General features: G+C 70.5%; 21 protein-coding genes and 2 pseudogenes. 13 read left to right on the top strand and 10 right to left on the bottom strand.

Translation table 11 applies throughout. The features are described from left to right. Positions 1-227: hypothetical protein (locus tag ACFPFQ_RS34650; protein ID WP_379626561.1), on the bottom strand; the 227-nt coding region annotated here is incomplete at its 3' end. Positions 228-904: 677 nt separating this feature from the next. On the opposite strand from ACFPFQ_RS34650, the gene ACFPFQ_RS34645 reads away from it, so the two are divergent. From ACFPFQ_RS34645 to ACFPFQ_RS34630, 4 genes are all read left to right on the top strand, one after another. Beyond that, positions 905-1786: a hypothetical protein gene (locus ACFPFQ_RS34645; protein ID WP_379626559.1), complete on the top strand. Its 882-nt coding sequence runs from the start codon at positions 905-907 to the stop codon at positions 1784-1786. Positions 1787-1805: 19 nt separating this feature from the next. Next, positions 1806-2555: a DUF5134 domain-containing protein gene (locus tag ACFPFQ_RS34640; RefSeq protein ID WP_379626557.1), complete on the top strand. Its 750-nt coding sequence runs from the start codon at positions 1806-1808 to the stop codon at positions 2553-2555. Between the two features lie 500 nt (positions 2556-3055). Continuing rightward, positions 3056-3376, top strand: a complete 321-nt coding sequence (locus tag ACFPFQ_RS34635; protein ID WP_379626555.1) for a 2Fe-2S iron-sulfur cluster-binding protein — start codon at positions 3056-3058, stop codon at positions 3374-3376. Position 3377: 1 nt separating this feature from the next. Next, positions 3378-4613 (top strand): NAD(P)/FAD-dependent oxidoreductase, encoded by a 1236-nt coding sequence (locus ACFPFQ_RS34630; RefSeq protein WP_379626553.1) that lies wholly within the window; start codon positions 3378-3380, stop codon positions 4611-4613. 518 nt (positions 4614-5131) lie between these two features. Here the strand turns inward: ACFPFQ_RS34630 and ACFPFQ_RS34625 are convergent. Continuing rightward, a complete protein-coding gene (locus ACFPFQ_RS34625; RefSeq protein ID WP_379626551.1) occupies positions 5132-5410 on the bottom strand; it encodes a hypothetical protein in 279 nt (92 codons plus the stop codon). Positions 5411-5846: 436 nt separating this feature from the next. Between ACFPFQ_RS34625 and ACFPFQ_RS34620 the strand changes: the two genes are divergently transcribed. The 6 genes and pseudogenes from ACFPFQ_RS34620 to ACFPFQ_RS34595 all read left to right on the top strand — a co-directional run. Beyond that, complete coding sequence (locus ACFPFQ_RS34620) at positions 5847-7667, top strand: YncE family protein (protein ID WP_379626549.1); 1821 nt, start codon at positions 5847-5849, stop codon at positions 7665-7667. A 136-nt stretch (positions 7668-7803) separates the two neighbouring features. After that, positions 7804-8637, top strand: a complete 834-nt coding sequence (locus ACFPFQ_RS34615) for a DUF1775 domain-containing protein (RefSeq protein WP_379626547.1) — start codon at positions 7804-7806, stop codon at positions 8635-8637. A gap of 59 nt (positions 8638-8696) precedes the next feature. Beyond that, the gene (locus ACFPFQ_RS34610) at positions 8697-10028 is read left to right on the top strand and encodes a copper resistance protein CopC (RefSeq protein ID WP_379626545.1); all 1332 of its coding nucleotides are present in this window, start codon (positions 8697-8699) and stop codon (positions 10026-10028) included. Further along, a complete protein-coding gene (locus ACFPFQ_RS34605; RefSeq protein ID WP_379626543.1) occupies positions 10025-12049 on the top strand; it encodes a PepSY domain-containing protein in 2025 nt (674 codons plus the stop codon). Before ACFPFQ_RS34610 ends, ACFPFQ_RS34605 begins: the two co-directional genes overlap by 4 nt. A 235-nt stretch (positions 12050-12284) precedes the next feature. Next, positions 12285-12932, top strand: a pseudogene (locus tag ACFPFQ_RS34600) (transposase); the annotation flags it as partial. A 357-nt stretch (positions 12933-13289) separates the two neighbouring features. After that, positions 13290-13810, top strand: a pseudogene (locus ACFPFQ_RS34595) (LLM class flavin-dependent oxidoreductase); the annotation flags it as partial. A gap of 574 nt (positions 13811-14384) precedes the next feature. On the opposite strand, the gene ACFPFQ_RS34590 reads toward ACFPFQ_RS34595, so the two are convergent. After that, the gene (locus tag ACFPFQ_RS34590) at positions 14385-15206 is read right to left on the bottom strand and encodes an SCO6745 family protein (protein WP_379626541.1); all 822 of its coding nucleotides are present in this window, start codon (positions 15204-15206) and stop codon (positions 14385-14387) included. 210 nt (positions 15207-15416) lie between these two features. Here ACFPFQ_RS34590 and ACFPFQ_RS34585 point away from each other — a divergent pair, with 210 nt between their 5' ends. Further along, positions 15417-15959: a hypothetical protein gene (locus tag ACFPFQ_RS34585; RefSeq protein WP_379626539.1), complete on the top strand. Its 543-nt coding sequence runs from the start codon at positions 15417-15419 to the stop codon at positions 15957-15959. A gap of 83 nt (positions 15960-16042) precedes the next feature. Here the strand turns inward: ACFPFQ_RS34585 and ACFPFQ_RS34580 are convergent, their stop codons facing one another. After that, on the bottom strand, positions 16043-16351 hold the full coding sequence (locus ACFPFQ_RS34580) for an RDD family protein (RefSeq protein ID WP_379626537.1): 309 nt from the start codon (positions 16349-16351) through the stop codon (positions 16043-16045). A gap of 274 nt (positions 16352-16625) precedes the next feature. Here ACFPFQ_RS34580 and ACFPFQ_RS34575 point away from each other — a divergent pair, with 274 nt between their 5' ends. After that, a complete protein-coding gene (locus ACFPFQ_RS34575) occupies positions 16626-17273 on the top strand; it encodes a hypothetical protein (protein ID WP_379626535.1) in 648 nt (215 codons plus the stop codon). A gap of 14 nt (positions 17274-17287) precedes the next feature. Here the strand turns inward: ACFPFQ_RS34575 and ACFPFQ_RS34570 are convergent, their stop codons facing one another. Further along, positions 17288-17968: a TetR family transcriptional regulator gene (locus ACFPFQ_RS34570; RefSeq protein WP_379626533.1), complete on the bottom strand. Its 681-nt coding sequence runs from the start codon at positions 17966-17968 to the stop codon at positions 17288-17290. Between the two features lie 83 nt (positions 17969-18051). Between ACFPFQ_RS34570 and ACFPFQ_RS34565 the strand changes: the two genes are divergently transcribed. Beyond that, positions 18052-19539: an FAD-dependent monooxygenase gene (locus tag ACFPFQ_RS34565; RefSeq protein WP_379626532.1), complete on the top strand. Its 1488-nt coding sequence runs from the start codon at positions 18052-18054 to the stop codon at positions 19537-19539. 18 nt (positions 19540-19557) lie between these two features. Here ACFPFQ_RS34565 and ACFPFQ_RS34560 read toward each other — a convergent pair whose 3' ends face one another. The 5 genes from ACFPFQ_RS34560 to ACFPFQ_RS34540 all read right to left on the bottom strand — a co-directional run bounded on the left by ACFPFQ_RS34560 (position 19558) and on the right by ACFPFQ_RS34540 (position 26210). After that, the gene (locus ACFPFQ_RS34560; RefSeq protein ID WP_379626530.1) at positions 19558-20247 is read right to left on the bottom strand and encodes a hypothetical protein; all 690 of its coding nucleotides are present in this window, start codon (positions 20245-20247) and stop codon (positions 19558-19560) included. A gap of 44 nt (positions 20248-20291) precedes the next feature. Next, positions 20292-24089: a glycosyltransferase gene (locus tag ACFPFQ_RS34555; protein WP_379626528.1), complete on the bottom strand. Its 3798-nt coding sequence runs from the start codon at positions 24087-24089 to the stop codon at positions 20292-20294. Further along, positions 24086-24691 carry a hypothetical protein gene (locus ACFPFQ_RS34550; RefSeq protein WP_379626527.1) on the bottom strand — a complete coding sequence of 202 codons (606 nt, stop codon included), beginning with the start codon at positions 24689-24691 and terminating at the stop codon, positions 24086-24088. Before ACFPFQ_RS34550 ends, ACFPFQ_RS34555 begins: the two co-directional genes overlap by 4 nt. Before the next feature lie 173 nt (positions 24692-24864). Next, positions 24865-25536, bottom strand: a complete 672-nt coding sequence (locus ACFPFQ_RS34545; protein ID WP_379626525.1) for an enoyl-CoA hydratase-related protein — start codon at positions 25534-25536, stop codon at positions 24865-24867. Further along, a complete protein-coding gene (locus ACFPFQ_RS34540; protein WP_379626523.1) occupies positions 25533-26210 on the bottom strand; it encodes a TetR/AcrR family transcriptional regulator in 678 nt (225 codons plus the stop codon). Before ACFPFQ_RS34540 ends, ACFPFQ_RS34545 begins: the two co-directional genes overlap by 4 nt. Positions 26211-26213: the final 3 nt, after the last annotated feature.

The raw sequence follows: 26213 nt of genomic DNA, 5'->3' as shown, positions 1-26213 counted from the left end.
CAACGATCACCTGCAGCTACCAAAGCTGCCACGCCGTCACACCACCGGGTTCGACAACACCCTCTCAGGAGCTGGTCGAGGTACTGCCGCATGCGGTCCTCGCGGATGACCCGCGGCCCGGGCGCGCTCGTCGCCGGCGCAGCGGGCGATGCCACCGGCGCGGCCGAGCACCCGACGAGAGGCAGGGCGAACACGATGACGGCGAGCACCAGGGGGGTCAGACCCATGATCTGCTCTTCGCCTCCAGCGCTCACCGGGTTACGCACACCATCCCCGAACCACCTCGCCGGCGGGGCCGGTCGAACAGCTCGCCCCTGCCCGCGCGTCGCAGGTAACGGCCCACCCGACTCGGCGAACAGCCAAGGGCGCAGCACGCCGCTCCCCTGATTGGTCCGCCGCCGACGACGGAGTGCTGACAGCGATCCTGTCCGACCTCGGCGTGCACGACCCGTCGGTGCTCGACCTATCGGGTGCGACCGCGAGCCCACGTGATCTCGTCCGGGCGCGCTGACGGCGGCGAGCGCCACCACCTGTCGATGTCGCTGCCGGACGGGTCGGGATGCGCCGCATGGATGGGCCGTCCGCACGGCATGTGCCGCTGGCTGATGAGGTCGTATTCACATCAATTTCACCTCTCGCCGACCTTGTCGTAACTCCGGTTCGAGACGCTCCCGCCTTCGACTCCGTGAATCTGTATTGGACTGATTCATCGGGGATCGCCTCACGTGTCTCGGGCCACTGTCGAATCTCGAGCGCGCATCGCCCGCGCGGCACACACCCAGCGGACGGGAAAGAATTCATCGGGCCGGTCGGTGCGATAACGGGCGGGCGGACGGAGTCGGGTCCGGTCGAATGTGTCACCCGAACGGGTGACGGATGTCGTGCCGCTCACGGAAGGATGGGGATGAACACGGCTGCGAAGCTATTGAGCTTTTCGACGGCGCTCACGCTGGTCTTCCTTGCGGCCTTGTGGGCCGGAACGCTCACGGCCGGGTCGGGTGGCCTCGCACTCCCGGCGACGATTGCCGACAAGCACACAGCGGCCCTGGGGCCCGATGCTGGGCTGAAGATGGAGACAGCCGGGCTGGTCGCCACAGCCGCCGGGTTCACGCTGGTTCCGCGGGGGCCGACGACGTTCGTGCCGGGCGTTCCGGCGGAGCTCGCCTTCGTCGTCACCGGGTTGGGCGGACGGGCGGTCACCGGGTTCGACGTCGTGAACGAGCAGCTGCTCGATGTCGTCGTCGTCCGCAGGGACGGCACGCGGTTCCAGCGCCTGGAGCCGGTCCTCGGTCCGGGCGGCGTCTGGCGGGCACCGATGACGCTGCCTGCGGCCGGCGTGTATCGCGCGTACGCCGATTTCGTGCCGGTGGGCGGCCCGGAGCTCGTACTCGGCATCGATCTCTCGGTGTCGGGCGATTTCGTCCCGGAGGTACTACGGCCGACCCGCGTAGCCCAGGTCGACGGGTACACGGTGCGACTCGACACCGATCTCGTGGCGGGCAGCAGGTCGGAGGTATTCGTCGCGATCGATCATGATCGCTTGCCGGTCACCGACGTCGAGCGTCGCCACGGCACGCTCGGTCAGCTCGTTGTGCTGCGCCAGAGCGACCTGTCCAGTCTGCGCGTCGCCCCTGCCCCCGCTGTCGCTGCCGCGGCACACGGCCCAGGCCTCGCGTTCACGGTGGAGATCCCGGCTGCGGGGATGCACCGATTGTTCCTCGAGTTCCAGCACGAGGGCGTTGTGCACACCGCCGAGTTCACCGTGCAGACCGGAAGCGATCAGTGAGTGACCACGCGGAAACGACGTGCTGGTCGCTCTCGCCGGCCTGGGCGGGCTGATTTACGTCGGGCGCGCCCGTACCGGGAGCGCCGCGAAACAGAATTATAACGGCTATTCCCGCCAACGGCAGATCGGAGTGCTCCTGATGCAGCAGGGTGTGACATGGATCGACGTTCTGCTCGGGGTGGCATCCTTACTCGCGGCCCTTTACTACATCGCACTGCTGCTGGGCGGTCGGGTGCGATTCACCACTGCGGCGGCCCACATGGCGATGGGGGTCGGGATGGCGGCGATGTTCGTCCCGACCATGGATCCGCTTCCGCGCGGGGTGTGGATCGCGGTGTTCGTCGTCATCTCGGTGTGGGTCGGAGTGGGATGCTTGCGCGCCTCGACGTTCCTCGGAGAGGTCGGTCACCACGCGGTCGGTGCGATGGCCATGCTCTACATGTTGTTCGGACACTCGGACAGTGCCGTCGGGGCAATTGGTGTCGTCGAGCACCAACTCGCACACCACCGCAGCACCGCGGGCGCGGCACCGCCGCTGCTCATGACCGCGATTGCGCTCGCCTTCGTCGGCTGGTTCGTCGCCGACGTCATCCGCGTGATCTTCCGGCCCGGGGAAGCGGCCGCGCCGGTGCGGGTAGCGGAATCGGTCGGAGCGGCCCCGTCCCGCGGAGCGGGGCCTGCGGTGCTGGCCGGACTCGGTCGTCACATCGTGATGCCTGACGCGGTGCTGAGTTCTGCGATGGCGATCATGTTCCTGGAAACGGTCTAGGCCTCGAGTTTCGCGAGCCGGCCGCCCCTGCAGGTCGCCACGTGCTGCGGCGAGTGCGCAGCTCGTCCGCGGCGGATCGGCATGGCCCTCATCACGGTGGGTCGGTTGCTGCCGGTCCTCGGCATCGGCCTGGCGGGTCCTTCGGACACCGGGTGTCGCCGGCGTGTGGACTGCCTCACAGCGCCGCTTTCGGGCGATGTGGTCTTCGTTTACCGAGGGTTTACCCCGTGCGGACGCTCTGGTTACGCCGATTGGTCATTCTTCTCGTCAACCTGGTTCGGCGGAACGCCAGTGATGTCGGCTCCGTCGAGTCGAGTCGGTATGGATCGCCCCGCCAGCTGGTCCACCAAACCTCAACTTGCCCATGACAAACGCAACTGATTCACGGGTTTTGTGCTGCTCGAAAGTCGCCGACTGGTGCCGAGTAGGAGCTGGGTTGTGGTCTCCGCACTGACTGCCCGACCGAGCGCCGATTCGCTGAGCGTGAGAGGAAAATGACTGTGCCCACTGTCACCTACACCCATGACGACGGTTCGCAACAAACCGTCGAGATGGCTGTCGCGACGAATGTGATGCGGGCCGCGTTGGCCAATCAGGTGCCCGGGATCGTCGGGGAATGCGGGGGCTCGGCAACATGCGGAACGTGTCATGTCTACGTCGATCACAGCACGGAGAAGTTCACTCCGCCGTCGGGTGATGAGGAGGACATGCTCGATTGGACGGCCGCGCCCCGTGCTGGGAACAGTCGTCTCAGCTGTCAGCTCGTCCCCATTCAGGCCGGCACGGAACTGGTCGTCCGCGTCCCAGACAAGCAGGTCTGACATGCGCGGTGTTGTGGTGGTCGGGGCCGGGCACGCCGGCGTGGAGGTGGCGGCATCGCTGCGAACGGGCGGCTACCACGGGCCCGTGACGCTCGTGGGAGCTGAGGAGCATCACCCCTACGAACGGCCACCGCTGTCGAAGGAGATGCTCGACGACGGCGCGGATCCGGCCATGATCTCATTACGTCCCGCGGCCTTCTTCGCCGATCATCGCATCACGTTGCGCCCGGGGCCGGTGGTCGACATCGAGCGGGCCTGGCAGCAGGTGAAGATGGCCGACGGGCGGTGGGTGGCGTACGACCACCTGGTCCTGGCTACCGGCGCGTCGCCGCGCCGGGTCGAGCTGGCCGGCCTGGGCCTGCGCGGGGTGGCGGAGCTGCGCACCCTGAACGATGCGTTCGCGCTGCGCGCGTCGCTCACCGCGGCAAAGCGCCTGGTGGTGTTGGGCGGTGGGTTCATCGGGATGGAGGTGGCGAGCGCGGCTGTCAAGCGCGGGATCGAGGTGACCGTGATCGAGCAGGGCGAGCGGGTTCTGGGCCGGGCGGTGTCTCCGCCGGTGTCGCAGGCGGTCGCGGCCCATCACTGCGCGCAGGGAGTGCGCCTGTACCTGGGGGAGCGTGCCACAGAGGTGGTGGGCGAAGCCGGGCACGTCACCGCGGTGGCCACGGAGTCGGGCCGGCTGCTACCGGCGGACGCCGTCGTTCTGGGCGTCGGCTCCGTCGCCGAGGACGGCCTGGCTGGTCGGGCGGGCCTCGCGACGGGCAACGGGGTGCTGGTCGACCGGTGGCTGAACACATCGGACCCGCTGATCTCGGCGATCGGTGACTGCGCCGCGGTCGTCGATCCCTCGACCGGTTCGAGCAGGCGGGTCGAGTCCATCCAGAACGCGACCGATCAGGGACGCTACGTCGCCGCGCGCATCATCGGCTGGCGGAAACCGTTCCGGGCGGTGCCATGGTTCTGGAGCAACCAGGGATCGTTGAAGTTGCAGCTCGTCGGACTGGTGTCGAACGACGACCGGCGCATCGTGTGCGGTGACGAGGAACGCTTCTCCGTGATCTCCGTCCGCGACGGGCGGTTGGCCACCGTCGAGTCGGTCAACGATCCGGGCACGCACATGGCCGCCCGCCGGCTACTGGAACGAGCAACCCCGACCGAGGCCGAGCTGATGGACGTCGACTACGACGTGCGAGCGCTCGCGCGGCAGATGATGGCCAAGGAGGCTGCCGTCGCCTGATCGACCACCTCGATGTGAACGGCGGGCCCGCGACGATGTCGCGGGCCCGCCGTTTTTTTGTTCGCGCCAAAACGAGAGGTATCGCGCGAATCATGGAGCATTCATGAAGAAGGTTGCGGTCGCGCGTGCGAAAACGCTTGGGTCAACCTGTCGGAATGCTCCCGTCGCCGAATTTGGTGGTGCGGCGCCGTAAACGAGCGAGTGGTCCAAAGGATTCGTAAAGATCGCGTGTCGCGGACCTCACAGGGATGCCGCCGTTCGGTCTAGTGCCTTGTAACGCGAGGGTCACGACGATGCGTCCACCTGTTACTCGGGCTGTGCAACTATCTGCGAATCCAAAATCCGGAGTGATGCGACAGAAATGTCGGAGGTTGCCCGAAGAAGGGCTCCCCGCGGGCGACCTCGACCGCCGTTATCGGACCCTGAGATGTGACTCGGTGCTCGTTGTAAAACGGGCACCATGGCGGGGATAAAGGGATTCCGGACGGCACGCCCGGTGGATGAAGGACCCGTTGAAGTCACGAGAGGAAACGCATGTCGGGAATTGCTCCCCCACTCCCGAGTGGGTCCGGGAAAAGACGGCGAAGGTTCGCCGCCGTGACAGTGATGGCAGCGGTCGGCGCGACGTCGATGACGGCGTTGACGGCGTCACCGGCTGCCGCGCAACAGCCGATCGGCGTCGGCCCGCTGCCGATCGTCTTCAACATCACCGACAAGAGCGACGGGTGGTTCGACAGCGGGTTGAACCTGTTCGGCAGCAAGTCGCTCGCGATCGCTGAGCTGCCCAGGCTCGGCACGGACGTCGCGGTGCCCGGCGTCGGCGGACCAGCGATCGAGAAGGACCTCAATGGCCTGGTGAGCGGCCTCACGGGCGCCGGGGCGAACAGTAGCGGGGCGACCGGTGGCGGACTCCTCGGTGGGCTCACCGGTCTGCTGCCCGGCGGGGGTGCCGCGCCCGCGGCGGCGCCCCCCACGACCGCGGCGGCTCCCGCAGCGGCAGTCCCCACCGTGAATCCGACGACGGCTCCCCTGTCGTCGGGTTCCGGCTCGGCTGCCTCCCCGGCGGCGCCTGCCCCGGCGGCGCCTGCCCCGGTGGCGCCTGCCGCGGCCGCGCCTGCCGCTGGGCCGGCCGGGCTGGGCGACGTGCTCGGCCTGGATCGGACGCTCGCGGCCGTCAAGGGGATCGGTGCCACCAACTCGGAGGCCAAGGGCCTCGCCATCCAGGCCGAGTCGTTGCTCGGCGAACTCAAGGGCTCGCTGGCCGGGCTGCCGGTCGACAAGCCGGTCAACGTGCTCGATCTCCCGGTCGGTGTGAGCCTGCAGGGCGTTCTGGATTCGCTCACGAAGTTTGCGATCACCGGGCCGCCGGTCACGGTGAAATTCAACGTCGACCCGAGCCGATCGCAGGGGCTTCGCAACCCGATCGGGCTGATCGCGCCCGAGAATGCGAAGGGCTTCCCCTACATGGACGCGGGCGGCGCCTTCTTCGGCGAGAAGACGATCCAGCTCACCGAGCCGGGCCTGTACGCCTTCACGGACTCGGTCGCGCCCTACATGCTCGGCGCCGTTGTGGTCGACGACCCGCTCACCCTGGGTCTGGACTTCGGTAAGAGCCTGCGGGTGAACGGCAAGCCCACCCCCGTCCCGTCCAATGCGGACATCATCCAGCGGCTGGTGAACGCGTTCTTCACCATCACCAACCCGAACAACTGGCAGAAGTTCAGCGAGACCGAGGACGTGGCCTGGAACCCGATCCAGCCGCCGGCGCCGATCCTGCAGTACGACGCGGCCGGTGCCCCGGTGCTGATCCCCAATCTGGACGCCTACTACGACCAGTACTTCAAGTACCCCAAGACGCTGCCGGCGCTCAAGAAGCCCAAGGCTCCCGGGGTCGGCGAGGTCTGGGTCGCGACTCAGATGGAGGACTACGCGGACAAGGACAAGCCCGGCTCGATCACCAAGGTCGACGTGGAGAAGTGGTCGGTCGATCAGAAGATCTCAGCTCCCGGGATCGACATGAACAACACCCACAACATGTGGACCGACAAGAACTACCAGTACCTCTACGCGAACGAGTGGTTCAACAACAAGACCGACGTGTTCGACCGTAAGACCGGGAAGTTCATCCGGCAGATCGAGGTCGGGCACAACCCGGCACACGTGATGACCCGCCCGGACACCGATCAACTGGTGGTCGGTATCAACGCCGGGACCGACATCGTCGAGCTGGAGCCCGGCGCGACGTCGATCACAAAGCGGATCAACGTCGACCCCGAGAGCGGCATCACTCCGCACCCGCACGCACACTGGGTCAGCGCCGATGGCAAGACGGTCGTTGCCCCGAACACGATGACCAACGAGGCCGCCATCGTCGACCTGGACTCGGGCACGGTCAGGCACGACGCGGTCGGGGCCTTCCCGATCGCCACGTCGATGACCCCGGACTCGAAGAAGGCGTACATGTCCAACTTCCTGGGCATGAGCATCACTTGCCTCTCGCTGGCGGAGGACGCCTGCGCCACCGACGACGGTGGCATTGCACACAGCTCGGCGATCGACCTCTGGAAGAACTACAACCCGCAGACCGGACCCACCGGTGCATGGGGCGGGCTGACCATCCAGCTTCCGGTGAGCCCGGACGGCAAGGCGATGCTGGCCGAGAACACCCTGTCGCAGACGGTCTCGGTGATCGATCCGAGAACCAACAAGGTGATCAAGGATCTGCCCTGCAACGCCGGTTGCCACGGAGCGAACTTCGGCGCCAAGAAGGGCGGCGGCTACTACGCCTACGTGTCGAACAAGTTCTCCAACGCCATGCAGGTCATCGACATCGACCCGAACAACGATGGGAACATCGCCGACGCCGAGGTGGCGGGCCAGATCATGCTGGGCGGGAATGCGAACACCGTGAACGACGGCAAGCTCATTTCGGCTGCTGGCGAGGGCGGGCAGGGCGTCGTCGCCATCCCGCTCGTCTACAACGGCTGGACGCAGAACAACCCCGACGCTTGGAGGGAAAAGCTGACTCCCGAGCAGCTGAACCCGATCGGCTGATCCGCACGTCGAACGACTGACACCGCAGTCCGGGACCGGGCATCTGCTCGGTTCCGGACCGCGTCTGAGTTCCGGTCCACACCGCGATCCGGGCCCGAGCCGATGCCTGCCCGAACCGCTCCCCGAGGAGTTCCCGATGGCCTGCAGCCGCACATCCCTCCCCCGCGCACTGGCCGCGACGGTCACGACCGCGTTGACGTCCTTGATCTTGATGCTGGCTCTCGCGCCTGCCGCCTCGGCGCGCGTGTCGATCGTTCCCGGCACCGTGGAGGGCGGCAAGATCGCGAAGCTGGCCATCCGCCTGTCCAACGAGCGGACGGACGTGGTCGCCACGCGGCTCGAGCTGACCTTCCCGAAGGACGCCGTCGTTCCGCGCGCCGAAGTCGCGCGAAACGGCAAGTGGAACGCGGCGATCACCATGCGACCCCTTGACCCACCGGTCACCGTCAACGGCAAGGAGATCGACGAAGCCGTCGACTCGATCGTGTGGACGGGCAGTGAGGTCGCCTCCCGCCAGTTCGAACAGTTCCTCGTCACCGCCGGCCCGCTCCCGGCCGACGGCCAGCTGACGTTCGCTGCCGTGGAGGGCTACGCCGACGGCACCGTCGAACAGTGGTCCCAGCCGGCCGCAGCAGGCATGCCCGGAGCGCCGACGCTCAAGCTCGGCCCGCCCCGGGCGGTACTCCCCGGCGCCGGATCGACGAGCGTACCGGCCGCCAACGAGGGCTTCACCGAGGACCAGAGCAGCCCGCTCCCGTGGCTCCTCTTGGCGGGTGGCCTGCTGGTGGCCGCTGTCACCGGCGTCGTTGGGTACCAGGGGCTGCAGCGACGGCAGAAGCCAGTACGTCGGTCGCCAGTCAGCGTCGGCGCCGGCGAAGCCGAAACAGCGACCGAGACGGCGCAGACCGAGACGGCGCAGACCGAAGCTATGCAGACCGAGGCTACGCAGACCGAGGCGGGCCAGCGATGACATCTCGGGCCACATCCGGTCGCGCCGGCGCCGTTGTACGTAGCCTGCTCGGGCTCCTCGTGCTGGTCGCAGCGTCCTGGGGGACGCTGCTGCTCACCACCCCGATTCCCGCAGGCGACCCGGTGCTCCTCTCCACGTCGCCCGGCAACGACGAGTTCGTCAAGTCGCCGAACGAGCTGCGGCTCACGTTCGATCGACCGGTGTCGGCCGGGCTGGCGATGGTGCAGATGACGGCCCCGCTGGGCCAGCAGCTCGTCGAAGCTCGCCCGCAGAACGTGCCCGGCGACGCGAACAGCATCACGGTGCCGATGCCGAAGACGCGCTATGGCGGGACGTACTCGGTGGCGTGGTCGTTGCCGACCAGCTGGCTCGAGCAGGTCGGCGGTGCGTCCAACTTCCACGTGGTCGAACCGACCAATCCGGTGGCGTTCCCGAACATCCCGACCGATCGTGACCCGGTCGTCGCGTCGGTCCACGCAGGTTTTCGGCTGGCCGCGACCGCTGCGTTGGCCCTCGTGGTGGGGTTGGCGTTCGTCCTCACGATCGTCTGGCCCGCGGGCGCCCAGAGCCCGCAGGTGCGCCGGCTGATCACCTACTCGTGGTTGCTGATGGTCGTGGCGACGCTCGGCACCATCGCGACGCTCGGTGCCTACGCGGCACGAGTCCCGCTTCAGGAGGCGTTCGATCCCGCGCTCGTGTCGGCGGGGCTCGGGTCCGATATCGGCGCAGGACTGCTCGCCGGCCTGATCGTGATCGCGCCGGGCACCGTCGCGCTGGTCCACCTCCTGACCAGCGCACCTGCCGATGCCGCCCTGCAGCGGTGGCTCAGAGCGGGCACGGTGCTGGGTTGCGCCGCGGCATCAGCGATGACGTGGGCATTCGCCGCGCCACACGCCCCGGACGGGCCGTCCCCGATCACGGTCGGCACGGAGATCGCGCTGTTGATCGCGGTCGCGGCCTGCCTCGGTGGACCGGTACTGCTGTGGGTGCTCCTGCGCACCCCGGGGGACTCCGTGCTGTGCACCGCGCTACCGCGGCTTGTTGTGCTCATGCCGGTGAGCGCGACGCTGCTGCTGGCGATCGCGTCGCTCGCGACGACCGGGTGGCAGATGATCGCACTCATGGTGTTGGGCGCGGTCGTGCTCGGCACCGGGCTCGCGTCTCGCTGGTGGATGCGCCGCAGGGTTGGTACCCGCGGGCGCGATCTGCCAGGCCGGACGCGCCTGCGTCGGATCGCCGCGGTCGCGGCCGTCGCCATGGCGGTGTCGTTGTTCGCGGGTGGGGCAGCAGCCGCGGCAACCGGCCCTGCAGATCTCGCGCAGTCCGGGTCACCGTCCGCCGACCAGCAGCCGGTCCCCGCGGCGCCTCCCGAGGCGGTTCTTCCGCGATGAGTCCGCGACACGTGATGGAGCCCGGCGCATCCTCCCCCCACCGCGACCGGACACCGGGCTGGAGCCTCACCCGCCGCTCGTCCAACGCGGAACCCCGTCCAGGGGCGATGGCGTTGCTGCGCCCGCTCGCTCGTCGGGTGCATTTCCTGGCGGGCCTCCTGGTCGCCCCGTTCCTGCTGATGTTGTGCCTGACCGGCCTCGTCTACGTGTTCAGCCCGCAGATCCACAACGATCTCTACGCCGCGCAGTTCTATGTCGACGAGGTCGGTGGCACACCGCTGCCGATCGCGGAGCAGGTCGCCGCCGCGATGGCCGCACATCCGGAGGCCGAGCTGCAGTCGGTCGTGCCGCCGCCAGTGCCCGACCGCACCACACGGGTCAACCTCTCCGTGGCCTCCTCGGCCGCACCCGATACGGCACGGACCGTCTTCGTCGATCCCTACACGAACTACATTCGCGGCGAGATGGTCACGGTCGACGGCCGGACGCCGGCCAACATCTGGCTGCGCGAGCTGCACTCCAGCATGCATCTCGGCGAGATTGGGCGGCAGTACTCGGAGATCGCTTCGAGCTGGCTCCCGGTCATTCTCGTCGGCGGGCTGGTGGCGTGGATCGCCAAGCAGGGACGTCGTCGGCGCGCTGCCCGCGAACTGCTGGTGCCGGTCCCGCGGCGCGGCTCAGGGATCCAGACGCGGCTGCGTGCCGTGCACGGGCCGCTCGGGATATGGCTGACGCTCGGGCTGCTGGTCATGAGCATCACGGGCCTCACGATGAGCAGGTTCGCCGGCTGGGGGCTCCCCGAAGCGCGGGTGCCCACCCTCGCGCTGGCCGCGGTCGACGTGCGCCGCGGCGCCGACATGATCGGCGTCGATCGCGTGGTGCAGGTGGCCCGGACCGCGGGGCTGCAGGGTGAGCTCGAGGTGAGAGTGCCGGCGACGCCGAGCCAACCGTTCGCGGTGGCCGAGACATCACCGGGCCTGCCCATGCACAAGACCAGCATCGCCGTGAACCCGTACACCGAGGAGATCACCGCGCGGATCGGGTGGGGTGACTACCCGGCGCTGGCACAGCTGCGCGAGCTCGGCGTCCAGCTGCACACCGGCACCCTCTTCGGACTGGCCAACCAGATCCTGCTGGCACTGTTCGTGGTCGCCGTCATCGTGCTGATTCTGCTCGGCTACCGGATGTGGTGGAAGCGCAGCCCGAACCAGGCGCCACCGGCACGTGCGCTACGCGGGCTCCCCGCGCGGGTGGGTGTACCGCTTCTACTGGTGACGGTCGGGCTCGGCTGGCTGATGCCGGCGTTCGGGATCAGCCTCGTCGCATTCCTCGTGATCGACCTCGCGGTTCGGGCCGTTCGAGAGCAACAGGAACGGGCCCGAAAGGTCGTCGTCGCCGGCGGCCTGCTTGCCGCGGCGGCCCTGTTCGGCGCCGCGGGACTGATCGGTAAACACCCACCGGCCGACCACCACACGATCATTGCCCTTCGTCCGGACCGCACTACTCCCGATGCCATCGCGGCGCCCGGCGATCCCGAAGCACCGGAATCCGTGACAGGGCGACTCCCGTGGGGAGAACGGATGGCACAAAGCAGTGCCTCGCGCGCGGGCACTGATCGACTCGTCGACGTCTCCGAGCCCGTCGTGCGCCCCGGCGAGCCGGCAGGCAGCGCCGGAACGGGCAGCGTGCTCGCGCCGGCGACCCGCGAGAGCGGCGACGGTACACCTACCCCGGACGGCCCGGCCGGCGTCGCCCCATCGGGCGCAGACATCACCGGAGGAGGCAGCGCCGCCGCCGGGCCCGTCGACGGCAACGGCTCCGCCGGCGTTGAGCACCCCGCAGTCGCAAGCGCTGCGACCGGCGCCCCGACCAGAAAGCCGGTAGTCGACCCGAATCCGCAACGCGCACCCACCGTGGATCCGGCTACCGGGAGTTCCGGTGTTGTCGCCGGCCTCTTCGGGCGGCTATCCACGCTCGTCACGACGGTGACGAACGCGGTCGGCGGCCTTCTCGGCGGTTGAGCCGTCCGGCGGCCGACGCCTGGCGATTCATGCGGGAGATCCATGCCCATCGGGTGGCGGTCATCGACTACGGGTGATCGTCTTGTGCTCGACGTAGCCGGTCGAGCCGACCGTGCCGGTACGCATCCGGCGGGCGACGGCCGGAGGCACGGAACCAGGCAGCCTTCAGCGTCCCGGTCAGTCGCGTCGCTCCGATTCGACGAGATCCGGCCCGATCTTCGTTTCTGCGTCCCATATGAAATGCGAAGAGAAGACGGGAAGGTCGGGTGCGACGGTGAGCCACCACGCACCGGGGGCGAAACCGGCCCGCATCCGCGAACGCGAGCTGCGTGACATCACCGGCGCACTGCTCCACGTCGACCGCCTTGACGCCGAGACCGGCACCCGCGGCCTGCTCGGCGCCACGATCGGCGCCGCTGACGACCGTGACGAGGCCGGCCTGGCGGTGCGGCTGCTGCCGCTGCTGGCGCCGGGCATGCTGGTCCTGCTCGACCGTGGGTTCGACTCCGCCGCGTTCCTGGGCGCGGTGCACCGCACCGGGGCGATGCTGCTGGCCCGCGGGCGTTCCCAGCGCGTCCCACCGGTGCTGACCCATCTGCCCGACGGCTCCTACCTGTCCCAGCTCGACGGGCTGACGGTGCGGATCATCGAGGCCGACCTGGCGATGAGCGGCACGGACGGCACCGCAGTCACCGACCACTACCGGCTGATCACCACGCTGCTCGACGCCGACCGGTTCCCCGCCGAGGTGCTGATCCGGCTCTACCACGAACGATGGGAGATCGAGTCGGCCTACCTGGCACTGCGCCACACGATGCTGGCCGGGCACGTCCTGCGCTCCGGGGACCGGGCCGGGCTCGAGCAAGAGGTGTGGGCGCTGCTGACGCTCTACCAGCTGCTGCGCATGGCCATGACCACCGCGGTCGAGACCCGCCCGGGCACCAACCCGGACCGGGCCAGTTTCACCAGCGCCCTGCAGACCGCGCGGGACCAGCTCACCGCGGCCGCAGGGGTCTGCCCCCACCCCGACGAACCGGTCGATCTGCTCGGGGTCATCGGCCGGGCCGTGCTGGCCACGCTGCTGCCTGCGCGCCGGGCCCGCTACAGCGCCCGCAAGGTCAAGTGCGCGACCTCGCGCTACCTGCACCGCGACGACACCCGCCCCGCCGCGTCCACCACCGTCGCCGGGATCGTCATCCGCATGCAGGCTCCGCCACCGCTGGACCCGGCCCGCTCGGTGAGATTCACGCTCGAGCTGGGCGCGGGGGAGAACCTAAACGAGCACGTGGTGGGGCGGGGGTGGCCGCCGGTGAACTTGCGGCATGAGATGCTCGCCGAGGCGGTGCCGATCATCCGCGGGCTGTTGGAGGGCGGATACGTCAACCATGCGGGCCAGCATTTCCGCGTCGATTCGGCCAAAGCGGTGGGACCGCCCCCCGGCGGTGTCCCGATCGCCGTCGCGGTGTCGGGTGAGCAGTCGATCGAGGGTTCGCGCCGGTCTCGGACGCGATGGTCGCGGTGGAGCCGAACGCGGCGCTGGTCCAGCGCTTCGCGACGGCCGCCGGTGCCGCGTTGCCGGTGATCGGGCAGCAACCGATCAGCTGGGGCCCCGACACCGGAGCGGCGGTGACACGGGCAAACGAGCTGTTCCGCTGGTTCGCTGGCGGGTGGAAGGTCAACGCCGAACTGCCCGGGCCCGCGGGCTTCGCCGCCGCCACTGAGTTCGTCAGGCCCGACGATGTCGCGGAACCATTCTCGTGTGAAGTTCGGCCGGCGAGGAACGCCCGCACCCGCGAGACGACAGCGGTCGCATCGACCGCGTGACCCGGTGCGTCGATCGTGCGCCTCGTCACCTGCGGCAGCGCCGTCGTCACCGCATCCGCTGCCGCCGCGAAGAACTCGACCGGGAGCGCAGGCAGGTACGGGTCGGAGGTGGACCTGGTGAGCACCAGGGTCTCCTGACGGATGCCGGCGAGGCGATCCGAGGGAGGCCCATCGTCGCCGAGGACCGCCGCGCCGTAGGCGAGTGTCGGCGCCAGCGCGAGCAGCCCGTCCCAGAACGGCGCCGTCCGCGCACCCGCGACGTCGTCGTCGCTTGCGCCACCCAGCCGCATGAACGCGGCGAGCGCCTCATCGATCCGCCCATGGGCCAGCGCCCCTCCAGCTCGGCGCGGTACGCCCGCCACCGTCCGACCGGGTCCTCGGCAACGCTGATTACCACCGCCGGCCCGGAACCTCCGCGCTGACAGGCGATCCGCGTCCCATCGGCGGACGTCACCGTCCGCATGCCGCTCTCCATGCCCGGTGAACCTACCGGCGTAGCAAACCTCGTCGGCTACCACGGGATGGCCGCCCGGATCGGCTCGAGGTCGGCGACGAGCCGGTCGAGCTCGCTGGGGCTCAGCGCGTTGTACGGCGCCTCCGCGAGCCGGTCGGTCAGGGCCTCGACCCGCTCCTTCGTCTCCCGGCCGGCGTCGGTGAGCCAGCCGTCGGCCCCGACGAGCCCGCGGGCCCGCATCCCGTCGATGACCGCCTCCAGCTGTGCGGCGGGGAGGTGGCCGATTCGGCCGAACTCCTTCGCGGGCATGTCCACGGACAGGGCGTGGAGCACGTGGGCCTCGGTCCCGCCGACGCCCTCGGTCACCAGCGCGATGTTGTGGCCGTCGCCGCGGTGCTCGCGGAGCAGGGTGGCCGCGTGCCACAGCCGTGCCACGGGCTCCGCGGGCACCGGAGCCGTGCGGAGGGCGGCGTAGAGAGCCCGTCCCTGCACCGGCGCGCTGGTCGCGGCCTTCAGCAGGAGATCGGCGGCGCGTGCGACGGCGGGGTCGTCGGCGAGGTCGCCGAGGATACGGCGCAGCCCCGCGACGCAGCCCCGTTCGCGGGCGGCGAGTGCTGCCTCGGGCGTGGTCAGTTCCCAGATCTGCGGGATGTGGCGCGCCACCTCCCCCTCTGCGAAGTTGTAGAAGATCGCGTGGACGACCTCGGCCGGCACCCCACGGCCGAGCGGCGCCGCCCGCCCGGCGAAGTAGGCGTCCCAGTTCTTGCGCAGGCCGAGTGCCATCAGCGCCTCGTCCGACTCATCGGCGAAGTAGGGCACCAGGCCGATGGGCTCGACCAGGTCGTACATGCGGCGGGCTACGGGCTGCGGGTGTGACATCTCATCCCCTGTGTTCGTGGCGACGCCCTCGTGGCGGCCCCTCACCCCTTCTACGAACGGCAGGCACGGGATCGGACACCGAGCGGCGCGGCATCGACCATGAGGTTCTCGCGCCGGTGGCAGGGCGCCCCGACCGCCACCCCAACCAACCCTCGCCCTCCGGGGTCGTGCTGTGCAGCGAGTCCGTTCGGGCCCAGCCGTGGAGGAATGATGCGCACTGCAGTCGTGCTCGCGGGTTCGATGATGGCGTTCGGTGCGCTGGGCGCGTTGGCGTCGGCGTTCCTGCTGCTGGTGAAAGCCCTCCAGAGCAACCACGCCGTGATCGTCATCGCCTGCTGGCTCTTCGCAGGCGCCTTCATGGTGATGCTGCCCGCGTTCGCGCTGCGGCACATGCTGCGCGGGGCGGGACTCTCGGTCTGGGCACGGTCGACGTCAGCCGTGGCGCACACCCTCTTCGCAGGCGGCTGCCTGTTGGGCCTGGCAGCTGCGGTGTTGCGCCTCCAGTCGATCGTGCACGCCCATGATCGCTACGCGCAGCGGGCCGCCGATGTGCCGGTCACAGCGCTGCTGCTCGGTGCGACGGTGCTGTTCGGTCTCGGATTGATCGTCGAAGGCGGCTTCTGCTGGTCCACCCGGCGACCGAACGCTCGCGCAACGGCGGTCGCCGCGATCTCAGGCGGGTTGCTGTTGATCGTGCCGACCGGTTCGGCGTCGACGTCTCCCGGTGGGCGCCGTTCGTGGCGTTCTTCGTGATCGCTCTCGCCCTGCTCGCGCGGGGGTTCGACGCGGCGGAGGCCGACGAGGTCGGCTGAGCGGTCGCCCGCTGAAGGTCGGCATCACGACGGGATCGTGCCGAGAGATCCGTACGCGATGGCGAACCACGCGAGGATCAGGGATCCGACCTTCGGTGGGCCCCCGGTGTCGGTCCGGATGTACTGGAGGCCGGTGAGGGCCTTCCCGATCGTCGTCGCGGTCACGCGCTGGACCACGATCCGGTGCAGCAGGGACGTCACCACGTAGGTCAGCAGGAACGCGATGGCACTGCTGCCCGTCGTCGCGATCTCCACGTACAGCGCCGCGGCGAGCGCGATCCCGGTGTGCAGGACAACGTCGATCGCCAGCGCCACGACCGACCGCGGTCCCACGGGCGACGGGTAGTTCTTGTCGGCCTTCCTCGTGGGTCGGGGCGGGATCGGTCGTCGTGATGCGTCCAGCCGGCGCACGTCTCGTCGACACACCATCATGATCGGTTCGAAGCCCCTGATTGCCGATGCCATGTTCTCGATGAGCCGGCGAGCTCGCGTCCGGTTGGGGTGGTCGCGGCCCGACTCGTGCCGAGCGCCGGTCGGCCCCAACCGGTCGGCGACGTCGGCGGTCGTGCTGTGCAGCGGCCCACCCCGGGCCGGCCTTGGAGGAACGATGCGCGCTGCACTCGTGCTCGCGGGTTCGACGATGGCGGTCGGCGCGTGCGCCGCGATGGCGTCGGCGCTCATGCTGCGGCCGCCGGAGCTCGGGGGGAACCGCACAGCGGTGCTCGTCGCGTGCTGGCTCTTCGCAGGCGCGCTGGTCGTGATGCTGCCCGCCTTCGTGCTGCGGCACCGGCTGCGCGGGCCGGACCTCCCGGAACGGGCGCGGGCGTACTCCGCCGCTGCGCACACCGTCTTCGCCACCGGGTGCCTGATCGGCCTGTGGGCAGCGGTGCTCCGGCTCGACGTCGCCCGGCACATCCAGGATCGCGCTGCGGAGTGGGTGTCCTTCGCTCCGGTGACGGCGCAACTGCGCGCCATGACGGTGCTGTTCGGTCTCGGGCTGATCCTTGACGCCGGATTCGTCCGGTGCACGCTGCGGACGCACGCGCGGACGACGGCGGCAGCCGCGATCGCCGGCGGGCTCGTCCTGATCGTGGCCCCGGTGACCGGCATCGACATCTCCCGGTGGGTGCCGTTCGGGCTGTCGTTCGGGCTCGGACTCGGCCTGCTCGCGCGCGGCGTCGACCCCGCACCGGCCGGCCGAGGCCGCTTCGGCGCGGCCACGGAATGCGGGAGCGCGCCCCGCTCCGGTGCGTGATCAGGCAAGGATCTTCAGCGCGGTGGCGGTGTAGCGGGCGGTGGCGTCGTCGCGGCCGCGCAGTTCAGCGTCGGCGCTGTGGCGCGGATGCCTGCGATCAGCACCCGAACGCCGTAGCGGAAGTCGTCGGCGACGCTCGCTCCGGCGGTGTGCCGCTCCCGTAGGCCGGCTGCGAGGAGCGGGTAGGGGAACTCGTCGCTGTTCACGATCGCCAACTCCGCGTCCGGCTCGGGACGGGTCTGCTCCTCCGCGGTCCGGCCGACGACGAGTTGGAGGGCGAGGCCGGCGAGCCGGGTGGCGTCGGCGAGACCGAACCCCGCCACGTGGAGCGCGCCGACAACCCGTTCGAGCAGGGTGCCGAGAGCCGGCGTGCTCATGATCCCGGCGCTGATGGCGATCCGGGCTCCGTCGCGCTGTGCGCCGAGTGCCTCATGGACGGCGACGAGGGCGTGTTCGAGCCACTCCCACACCTGATCGGCCGGGCCCGGTGTGGGCTGCAGGCCTGCGACGACGGGCGCGAGCAGGAGCTGGGTCATCTCGTCGAGCAGGGCGCGCTTGTCGGTGAAGTGCCAGTACAGCGCCGGGGCGCGGACGCCGAGCTCGCCGGCGAGTCGGCGCACGGTGAGGCTGTCGAGGCCGACGTCCGAGACGAGTGCCAGCCCCGCTCGTGCAGCGCTGGTCCGATCGAGCGCCATGGCTCCTCCTCCGATGTCGACGTTGACACATTAACTAGTTAAGGGCACGCTCGGGCATGCCTGAACAAGTTAAGGAGCGTGTCGTGGACGGGGATGTGGACACCGATGTCGTTGTGGTGGGGGCCGGCCCGGTCGGGTTGCTGCTCGCCGCCGAGCTCACGCAGGCAGGTGCGTCGCCGGTCGTCGTCGAGCGCCGGGCGTCGCCTCCGGGCCGGCAGCGGGCGCGGGGCGTCGGCCCGCTGGCTGCCGAGGCGTTGGCCCGGCGCGGGCTGGCCGGCGCGATCGCGCAGCACCACCCGGACGGTGCCGAGCGCAAGGCGCGCGACCATGGCAGCGAGAAGGACCACTTCGCCTGGCTGCACAAGATCGATCCGACGCGTCAGGACGAGCCCGAAAGGCGCGGCGTGCTGATCGCGCAGCCCGACCTGGAAGCCGTGCTCGCCGACCACGCCGCTCGGCTCGGGGTCGTGATCGACCGCGGAGCCGCGGTCACGGCGCTGCAGGACGACGGGAGCGCGGTCACGCTCACCATCGAGAGCGACGGAGCCCCCCGGCGGATCCGGGCCCGCTACGTCGTCGGATGCGACGGCGGTTCAAGCACGGTCCGTAAGCTCGCCGGGTTCGCCTTCCCGGGCACGGAACCGATCATGGTGGGTCGGCGGGCGACGGTCGCCGTCCACGGGCCCCGGCCGTTGCCGCCGCCGGGCCGGACCGACCGAGGCCTCCTCATGCTCGCCCCCGACACCGTCGGCACGTTCGAGTTCGACGAGCTGCACCTGCCGGCCGACCGGCGGTCCCCGGTCACGGCCGAGGAGCTGCGCGACAGTGTCCGCCGGACCGGCGGCGTCGACGTCGTCCTCGGCGAGGTCCGGGAAGCGCTGCGGTTCACCGACGCCGCCTTCCAGGCGTCGACCTACCGGCGCGGGCGGGTGCTGCTGGCCGGGGACGCCGCGCACGTGCACTCGCCCACCGGCGGCCAGGGCCTCAACCTGGGACTGCTCGATGCGGTGAACCTCGGGTGGAAGCTCGCCCGGCAGGTCCGCGGGACCGCACCCGATGGCCTGCTCGACACCTACTCGGCCGAGCGGCACCCGGCAGGCGCCGCGGTCCTGCACAACACCCGCGCCCAGTCGGCGCTGATGCGCCCCGGCCCGCACACCGACGCCCTGCGCGACATCGTCTCCGACCTCATGGACATCGACGAGGTCAACCGCTACTTCGGGCGGCTGCTGTCCGGTCTCGACACCCGCTACGCCGTCGCCGACGCCGTGCCCACAGACCACCCACTGGTCGGCAAGCTCGCCCCCGACCTCGAACTCACGACCACGTCAGGAGTGCGCCGGCACCTGAGCGAGCACACCACCGAAGGGCACGCCGTGCTGATCACCCCATCGGCCGACCGGGCGCGTTCTGCCGCCGACGGCCTCCGCGTCATCAGCGCCACCCCCACCCGTCCCGACCTCACGGAGGCACTGATCCGCGCCGACGGGGCGATCGTGTGGGCCGCCGGGCCGCACCACCCCGCCGACGGCGTGCGCCTGCGGGAGGCGATCACCACCTGGTTCGGCTGACATCGTCCCGGTGCGACGTCAGCGGAGGCAGCCGCCGTCGCCGTAGAGCGGCCGCGTGTCGACGGGTCGTCCCGCGGGCGGGTCGAGCTCGACCGTGACCGGGCCGTCCGGGGTCAGCGCGTGCTCGCAGGCCACGAAGTCCGATCCGCTGAAGTCGCCGGCCCAGAGGTCGAGGTGTGGGTGCCGGGAGTCGTTCCACTCCTCGATGCAGCTCGCGCAGTCGTCCACCATGACGAAGTACTTCTGCAGCGGTGGGTAGTAGACGATGGTGCCGACGGCGACCTCACGCACATCGCTGGCCATGGAGATCGGGTCGGCGTAGGTGCCGGCGCCACCCGCCTCCGCGTGGCCCGCGATGGGGTGGGCGATCGCGAGGGAGCCCGGCGGGTCGTTGTCGCCTGCCCCGTAGAAGGTGATGCTCGCCGACCAGGAGCGTCCGGCGGGCAGATCGGGCGCGGGAGCCGGGCCGGCGGCACGCGTGACGGACGGGCGTGGTGCCGCGGCAGCGCTCGTCGACGGCTTCGGGCCCGCGTTCTGGGTCGGCGCCGCGACGGTCGGCGGTGTCGCGTCCGACGTCGTGGGTGCCGGGATGGTGGCGGCCGTGCCGGAGGTGGTGGGGTCCGGGGCCGGTCGGATCGGCATGGCCGTCAGCTCGGGGCTCTCTGCCTGCCCGCAGGCTGCGGTGGCGGTGAGTACCACCACGGCCACCGCGAGGCACCACCGCGGGATGCGGCTCGTCGGTTGCTCCCGGCTCATCTGTTCCGCCCGGTTGCAGGAAAGCCACTTTCCTGCAACGTCATGGCGGGAAAGTGGCTTTCCTGCAACGGTGCGCCCGTCTCCCAGTCGTCGTCGCGCCGGCTGTGCCGCCCACCCGCCGGTGCGGGCTCCGGTGCCACGCGGACCGGTAGCGGCATGATCGGTATCGGTGTGGTCGGTGGTGTCGCCGGCGGTGCCACGGACTGCCGCGTCGGCACCCGGGGTGCCGGGATCCGGGGTGCCGGTGTCCGGGGTGCCGGTGTTCGGGGTGCCGGTGTTCGGGGTGCTGCCGTTCGCGGTGGCTGGGCGGGGATCACCGGTGGTGCGGTGCGCGGTGCCGGGATGCGGTCTGCGGGGCCTCGCCCGGTCGCGACGGCGCGCGGCTGCCGCGGACGCTGGGGGGCAGCCCGTTGCTGGGGGATCGGCGCCTGCCGCGGGATCTCCTCCGTCGCGGGAGCGGCGTCGTTCGGCGCAGATGCCGATGCCGACACCAGGAACGGCACCGCGGGACGGGAGGCCGCCGCGTTCCGGGCCTGCCGCGCCCGTCGCCCACCGGGGATGATCTGGAGTGGCCGTCGCGCGGCCAGGTCCTCGACCCACCCCAGCACGAGCACGACGAGCACGGTGAGCCCGACGGCCGTGCCGACCAGCGCGCCCGCAGACTCCCAGCCGAGCAGCGCGATCACCGTCGGAGCAGCCACGATCGCGGCGCTGTGCGTGAGGTAGATCGTGATCACGCGCGCGTTGATGATGGTGATCAGCCTGCCGAGCACGGGTACGCGCCCCAGCCAGGCGATCTTCGGCGAGAACCGCAGCAGCACCAGCACGACGCCCGCGGAGATCAGCGCCTGCCCGAGCGGGATCTCGGTGAGGTCGTAGCCGTCGACCGGGGACGGGTGGAACCAGGTCCAGGCCCCGCCGGCCGCGATCGCGGCGACCGCCAGCCCCGTCAGCACCTGGGGCCGCATGCGGCGCAGCGTGCCGTCGCGGTGGGCGAAGCCCAGCATCCAGCAGGTGGCGAACGTGCAGAAGTCGATCAGGACGCGCCCGAACCCGCTCCCGTACTCCACCCCGAGGTTCAGCCCGCTGTCGATCGCGACGACGAGCAGCGGGGCCAGCGTCGCGAGTACCGGCCATCGTCGGTACGCCCCCAGCATCAGCGGCGTGAGCAGCACGAACCAGAGGTAGGCGCGGACGTACCAGAGCACCGTGGTGATGCCCTCCGCCCAGGTGTTGCCGGGCGGGTCCAGCACGGGGAACACCCAGAACAGCAGGTTCTGCGGGTGGAACGGGTTGTCCACGCTGTCGCTCGCCCAGCCCTGCCAGAGCATCAGCGGCACCAGCACGGCGCCGAGCAACCACAGCGGCAGCAGCAGGCGACGCAGCCGGTGTCCGATGACGTCGATCGCCGGGGTGCGCCGCATCGACGCCACCATGAGCGAGCCGCCGATCGCGAACATCACGCCGAGCGACGGGAAGATCAGGGTCATCCAGCCGATCCCGACGGCGTTGTAGGCCACCACGCGGCTCAGCGCGGCCACCCGCAGCACGTCGAGCCAGTTCTCCCGCCGCTGCGGCCCGGGCGGCCGCTGCGCCGCGGGCGCCGCGGTTGCCGAGCGTGCGGCCGGAACCGGGACGGACGCACGTCGTGTCATCGGGGTGGCGGCGGCGTTCACCCCCGGTAGCAGCTCGCCGAGCACGCCGATCCGGTGCATCTGCTGCCAGCGCACCCGCGCACCCGTGACCGCGCTGATGATCGACTGGACGAGCACCAGGTACATGAGCTGCCGGTAGATCACCTGCTGCACCGGGAGCACCCACAGCGCGCCCTTGGTCTCACCCTCGAGGTGGAAGGCGTACAGCGCTCCGGCCAGCTGCAGCAGCAGCATCACCAGCCACAGCAGGAGAGTGGCGGCCGGGTCCGCGAAGAGCAGGCCGTAGACGAAGCCGATGTCCACGAGCGGGGCGGTGAGCGGCAAGAGGATGTGGAACACGGCGACGTGGGCCAGGCCGCGCCGTCCGAGCTGGCCGGAGGTGCCCCGCTCGCGCATCGCGCCGCGGTGCTTCCAGATGGCCTGCATCGTGCCGTAGCTCCAGCGGAACCGTTGCCGCCACAGCTGCGAGACGGTGGCCGGTGCCTCGGTCCAGGCCCGCGCACGGTCCTCGAACACCACCCGCCACCCGGCCCGCCCGAGCGCGATCGTGACGTCGGTGTCCTCGGCCAGCGTGTCGGTGGTGAGCCCGCCGACGTCGAGCAGCGCCTGCCTGCGGAACGCCCCGGCCGCACCCGGGATCGTCGCGATCGAGCCGTGTGCGTCCTGCACCCTGCGGTCGATGTTGAAGCCGACCACGTACTCGATGTGCTGCAGCCGTCCGATGAGCGCGTCCCGGTTGGCGATCTTGACGTTGCCCGCCACCGCGCCGACGGACGGGTCGGCGAAGGGCTGTACGAGCAGCCGCACCGTGTCGGGTTCGAAGATGGTGTCGCCGTCGATCATGATGACGAGCCCGTGCTGCGCCGCCCGCACGCCGGTGTTGAGCGCCACCGGTTTGCCCGCGTTGGCCTGCCGGATCACCCGCACGCGATCGAGCTGCAGACCCTCGACGAGGTCGGCCGTGCCGTCGGTGGACCCGTCGTCGACCACCACGACCTCGAGGGGATGGTCGTTGGCGAGGATCGACCGGACGGTGGCCTCGATGTTCTTGGCCTCGTTGTACGCGGGCACGATCACCGAGACCGGCCAGTCGACGGCGGGCCCCCACGTGAAGTCGGGGCTGCGGCGCAGGCGCGCGTGGCGCCGGGCCGCGGTCACCATGAGCAGCAGGCGCAGCACGACGAGCACGCCCACCAGCAGCAGCACCCAGGCCAGCGCCTTGACGACCGTGGTGGCGACCGACAGCGTGCCGAGCAGGATGCTACCCATCAGCTGGTCGCGCGAGGACGCGGCGACGTTGGCCGGTGGCCTGCCCAGCCCGCCCGTCACGGTGGTGAAGCGGAAGCCCGCGGCCTTCATGGCCGGGATGTACGTGTCGAGCGCGGCAACGGTCTCGGACCGGTCCCCACCGGCGTCGTGCATGAGGACGACCGAGCCCGCGTCCGCGTCGGGTGCCGGTGTCGCGTTGCGCACGACCGCCGGGACGCCCGGCAGCTGCCAGTCCAGGCTGTCGGCCGTGGTGAAGACGCAGATGTAGCCGTCCTGGCCGGCCGCCTGCACGGTGGTGTATCCGAGGTTGTCGATGGCCGCGGCCGACGCCGAGTAGGGCGGGCGCAGCAGGTAGGTCGTGACACCCGCGCTGCCGGCGATCGCGAGCTGCGTCTCGGCGAGCTCCCGGTCGAGGCGCCAGCGCGAGACGTTCACCAGGTCCGGGTGGGAGAACGTGTGCACGCCCAGCTCCGAGCCGGAGGCGTGGATGTCGCGCACGATGTCCGGGTAGCGGCTCACGTTGGAGCCGACGACGAAGAACGTGGCGGGGATGTCGTACTTCCGCAGGATCGCGAGCACCTCGGGCGTCCAGATCGGGTCCGGGCCGTCGTCGAAGGTGAGCGCGATGGTCTTCGCCGGCAGCCCTGCGGACGTCACGGGTGTCCTGGTCGCGTCGACGACCGGTCCGCCGTCCAGCACCGCGGGAGGCACCGTGTCGATGCCCACGGGCGGGTGGACGCCCGCGGCGTCGTTGCCGCCACCGGCGGACGCGAAGCCGCCGACGACGAGGATCGTGACGAAGACCGTGATGAGGATGCTGGCGAACACCGTGGTCGTCCGCACCCGCAGGCGGCGACGAGACCTTCTCATGGGGCCGCGGGATCCGAGGTCGGTCCGGCGGGCGATTCGGTCTGCGTCGAGGGGGGATTGTTTGGTTCGTTGTTCGGCGGTCGGGTGCTCGATGCCCGGGGTTCCCTGGTGCGCGCCGGTCGGCTCGTGGCGGGCGCAGGCGCGGGCGTCTGCACGACCGGCGCCGGTGTCGCGGCGGGGACGACCGGCACCACCACGGCGGGCGCCGAGGTCGCGGCCGGGATCGGGGCCGCCGCCACGGGGTGGACGGCTGCAGGCAGCGGCGCTGCGGGCGCTTCGGGTGTCTTGGTCGGCTCCACCTCCTCAGGCGGATCCGCGACCTCGGTGGCCACGGGTGCCGCCAGCGCGGAGAGCGGGCCGGTGAAGTCGGAGAGCTGCCCCGCGGGTCCGGCCGTGAGGCTGATGGCGACGACGACCATGTACCCGACGCACGCGAGTGCCGCGAGGTAGCCGGCGGCGACGAGCAGGCGCTTGCGGCGCCCGCCGTCGTCGACGAAGACCGGTTGGATGGCGATCTTCGAGGTGACCTCGGCGTCGCCCATGCCCGTTCTGCGGATGAGCGGGAGTTTCTGGGTCGTCGACTTTTCGCCGGCGATGGTCATGGAGGGGTGACCCTTTCGGCATTTGCAGTACAACAGGGGAGCGTGCCGCAGGGCCATTTGGTCTCAGGTATCTAAATGGCCTGTGCCCCCGAATCGACTTCCGCCTGCAGGTCGTTACAGATCGATTTCCGGGCCCCTCCGGGTCGCGAAGCAGCAATCCGGTGATCGTTCGGTCAGCGGGGGTCGCCGGCGTGTGCGGGCGCGCGCAGGTGCTCGATCGCTCCGGCGAACATCGTGGACTTGATCGCGGCGAGCGTCGCGGTGTCCTTGCCCGCCAGCGGTGCGATCCGCGCGATCGCGGTGGCCAGCAGCGCGGACTCGTCCGCGGTTCCGTCGACGAGACCGGCCGCGGCCGCGGCGGCTGCGTCGAACCGCTGCCCGGTGCTCATCGCGAGGATCGCGGACTGCGGTGTGATCTTGGCCTGGATCAGCGCGGCCATGCCCGGGGTGAACGGAATCTTGATGTCGACCTCCGGGAAACAGAAGTACCCGCGGCCGCTGCGCATGAGGCGCCAGTCGTGCGCCATCGCCAGCATGGCGCCGGCTCCGAAAGCGTGCCCCGAGATCGCGGCGATCGTCGGAACCGGCAGTGTCAGCACGCGCGCGAAGAGTTCGTGCACCCGCCCGATGTACTCGCCCATTCGGTCGCCATTGGCGAGGACCCGTTCGAGGTCGAGCCCGTTGGAGTAGAACTTGCCGCTCGCCGTGGTGACCAGCGGGGCCGGAGCGTCGACGACTTCGTCGAGATGGGCGTGCACCTGCTGGATCCAGTCCAGGGTGAACCGGTTCTCGTCGGTGCCGAGGTGTAGCACGTAGGCACCGTCGCGCTGGGTGAGCTCTGTCATCGTCGTCCTTCCTCCTGTGGTGTGCCGGGGCTCGCGCTCCGCCGGAGGTGGGGCGGGAGCTCCAGCGCGAGGATCGCCCGGCAGGCCGCCTCGATCTGGTTCCTGGTCTGCTCGTCCAGCGCGGCTCCGGCGAGCAGCTTGCGTTGCATGAGGCCACCCGGAACGTCGACGACGCAGGCGGCGATCGCGTCGACGGCCACCCGGTCCCGGCGGTTCCAGCGGGCCTGCGCGAGCGTGATCAGCCGGGCTGTGAAGGTGCCCTGGACCGCCTCGAGCTCGTCGGCTGCCGCGGGCGGGAGATCCTCCGACAGCAGCTGGTCACGGCGCTGCATGAAGAACAGCCGCGCGGCTGCGGGGTGCTCGATCGCGAAGTCGACGGGGCTCAGGGCCGCGGCGACGACCGCTTCGGTCGCGCTCGCCGCCGCGGTCGGCGCACCTGCCGTCGCCGCCGCGACGCGAGCGTCGAGGATGGTCAGGAACCGGCGGGCGGCCCGGGCCCAGACCCTGGCCAGCAGCTCCTCCTTGGACGAGAACGAGTGGTAGATGCTGCCGTTCGAGATGCCGGCCTCGGCCGCGAGCCTGCGCAGGGTCAGGCCGGCCGGCCCCGCTGACGTCACGATCCGCTCGGCGACGTCGAGGAGGGCACCGAGGTCGTGGGTGCGTGGCCGGGCCATGGT

It is taken from the genome of Pseudonocardia sp. GCM10023141, assembly GCF_042653605.1.
Note: the sequence above shows the minus strand (reverse complement) of the source record. Positions and strands in the feature narration are given on the sequence as shown.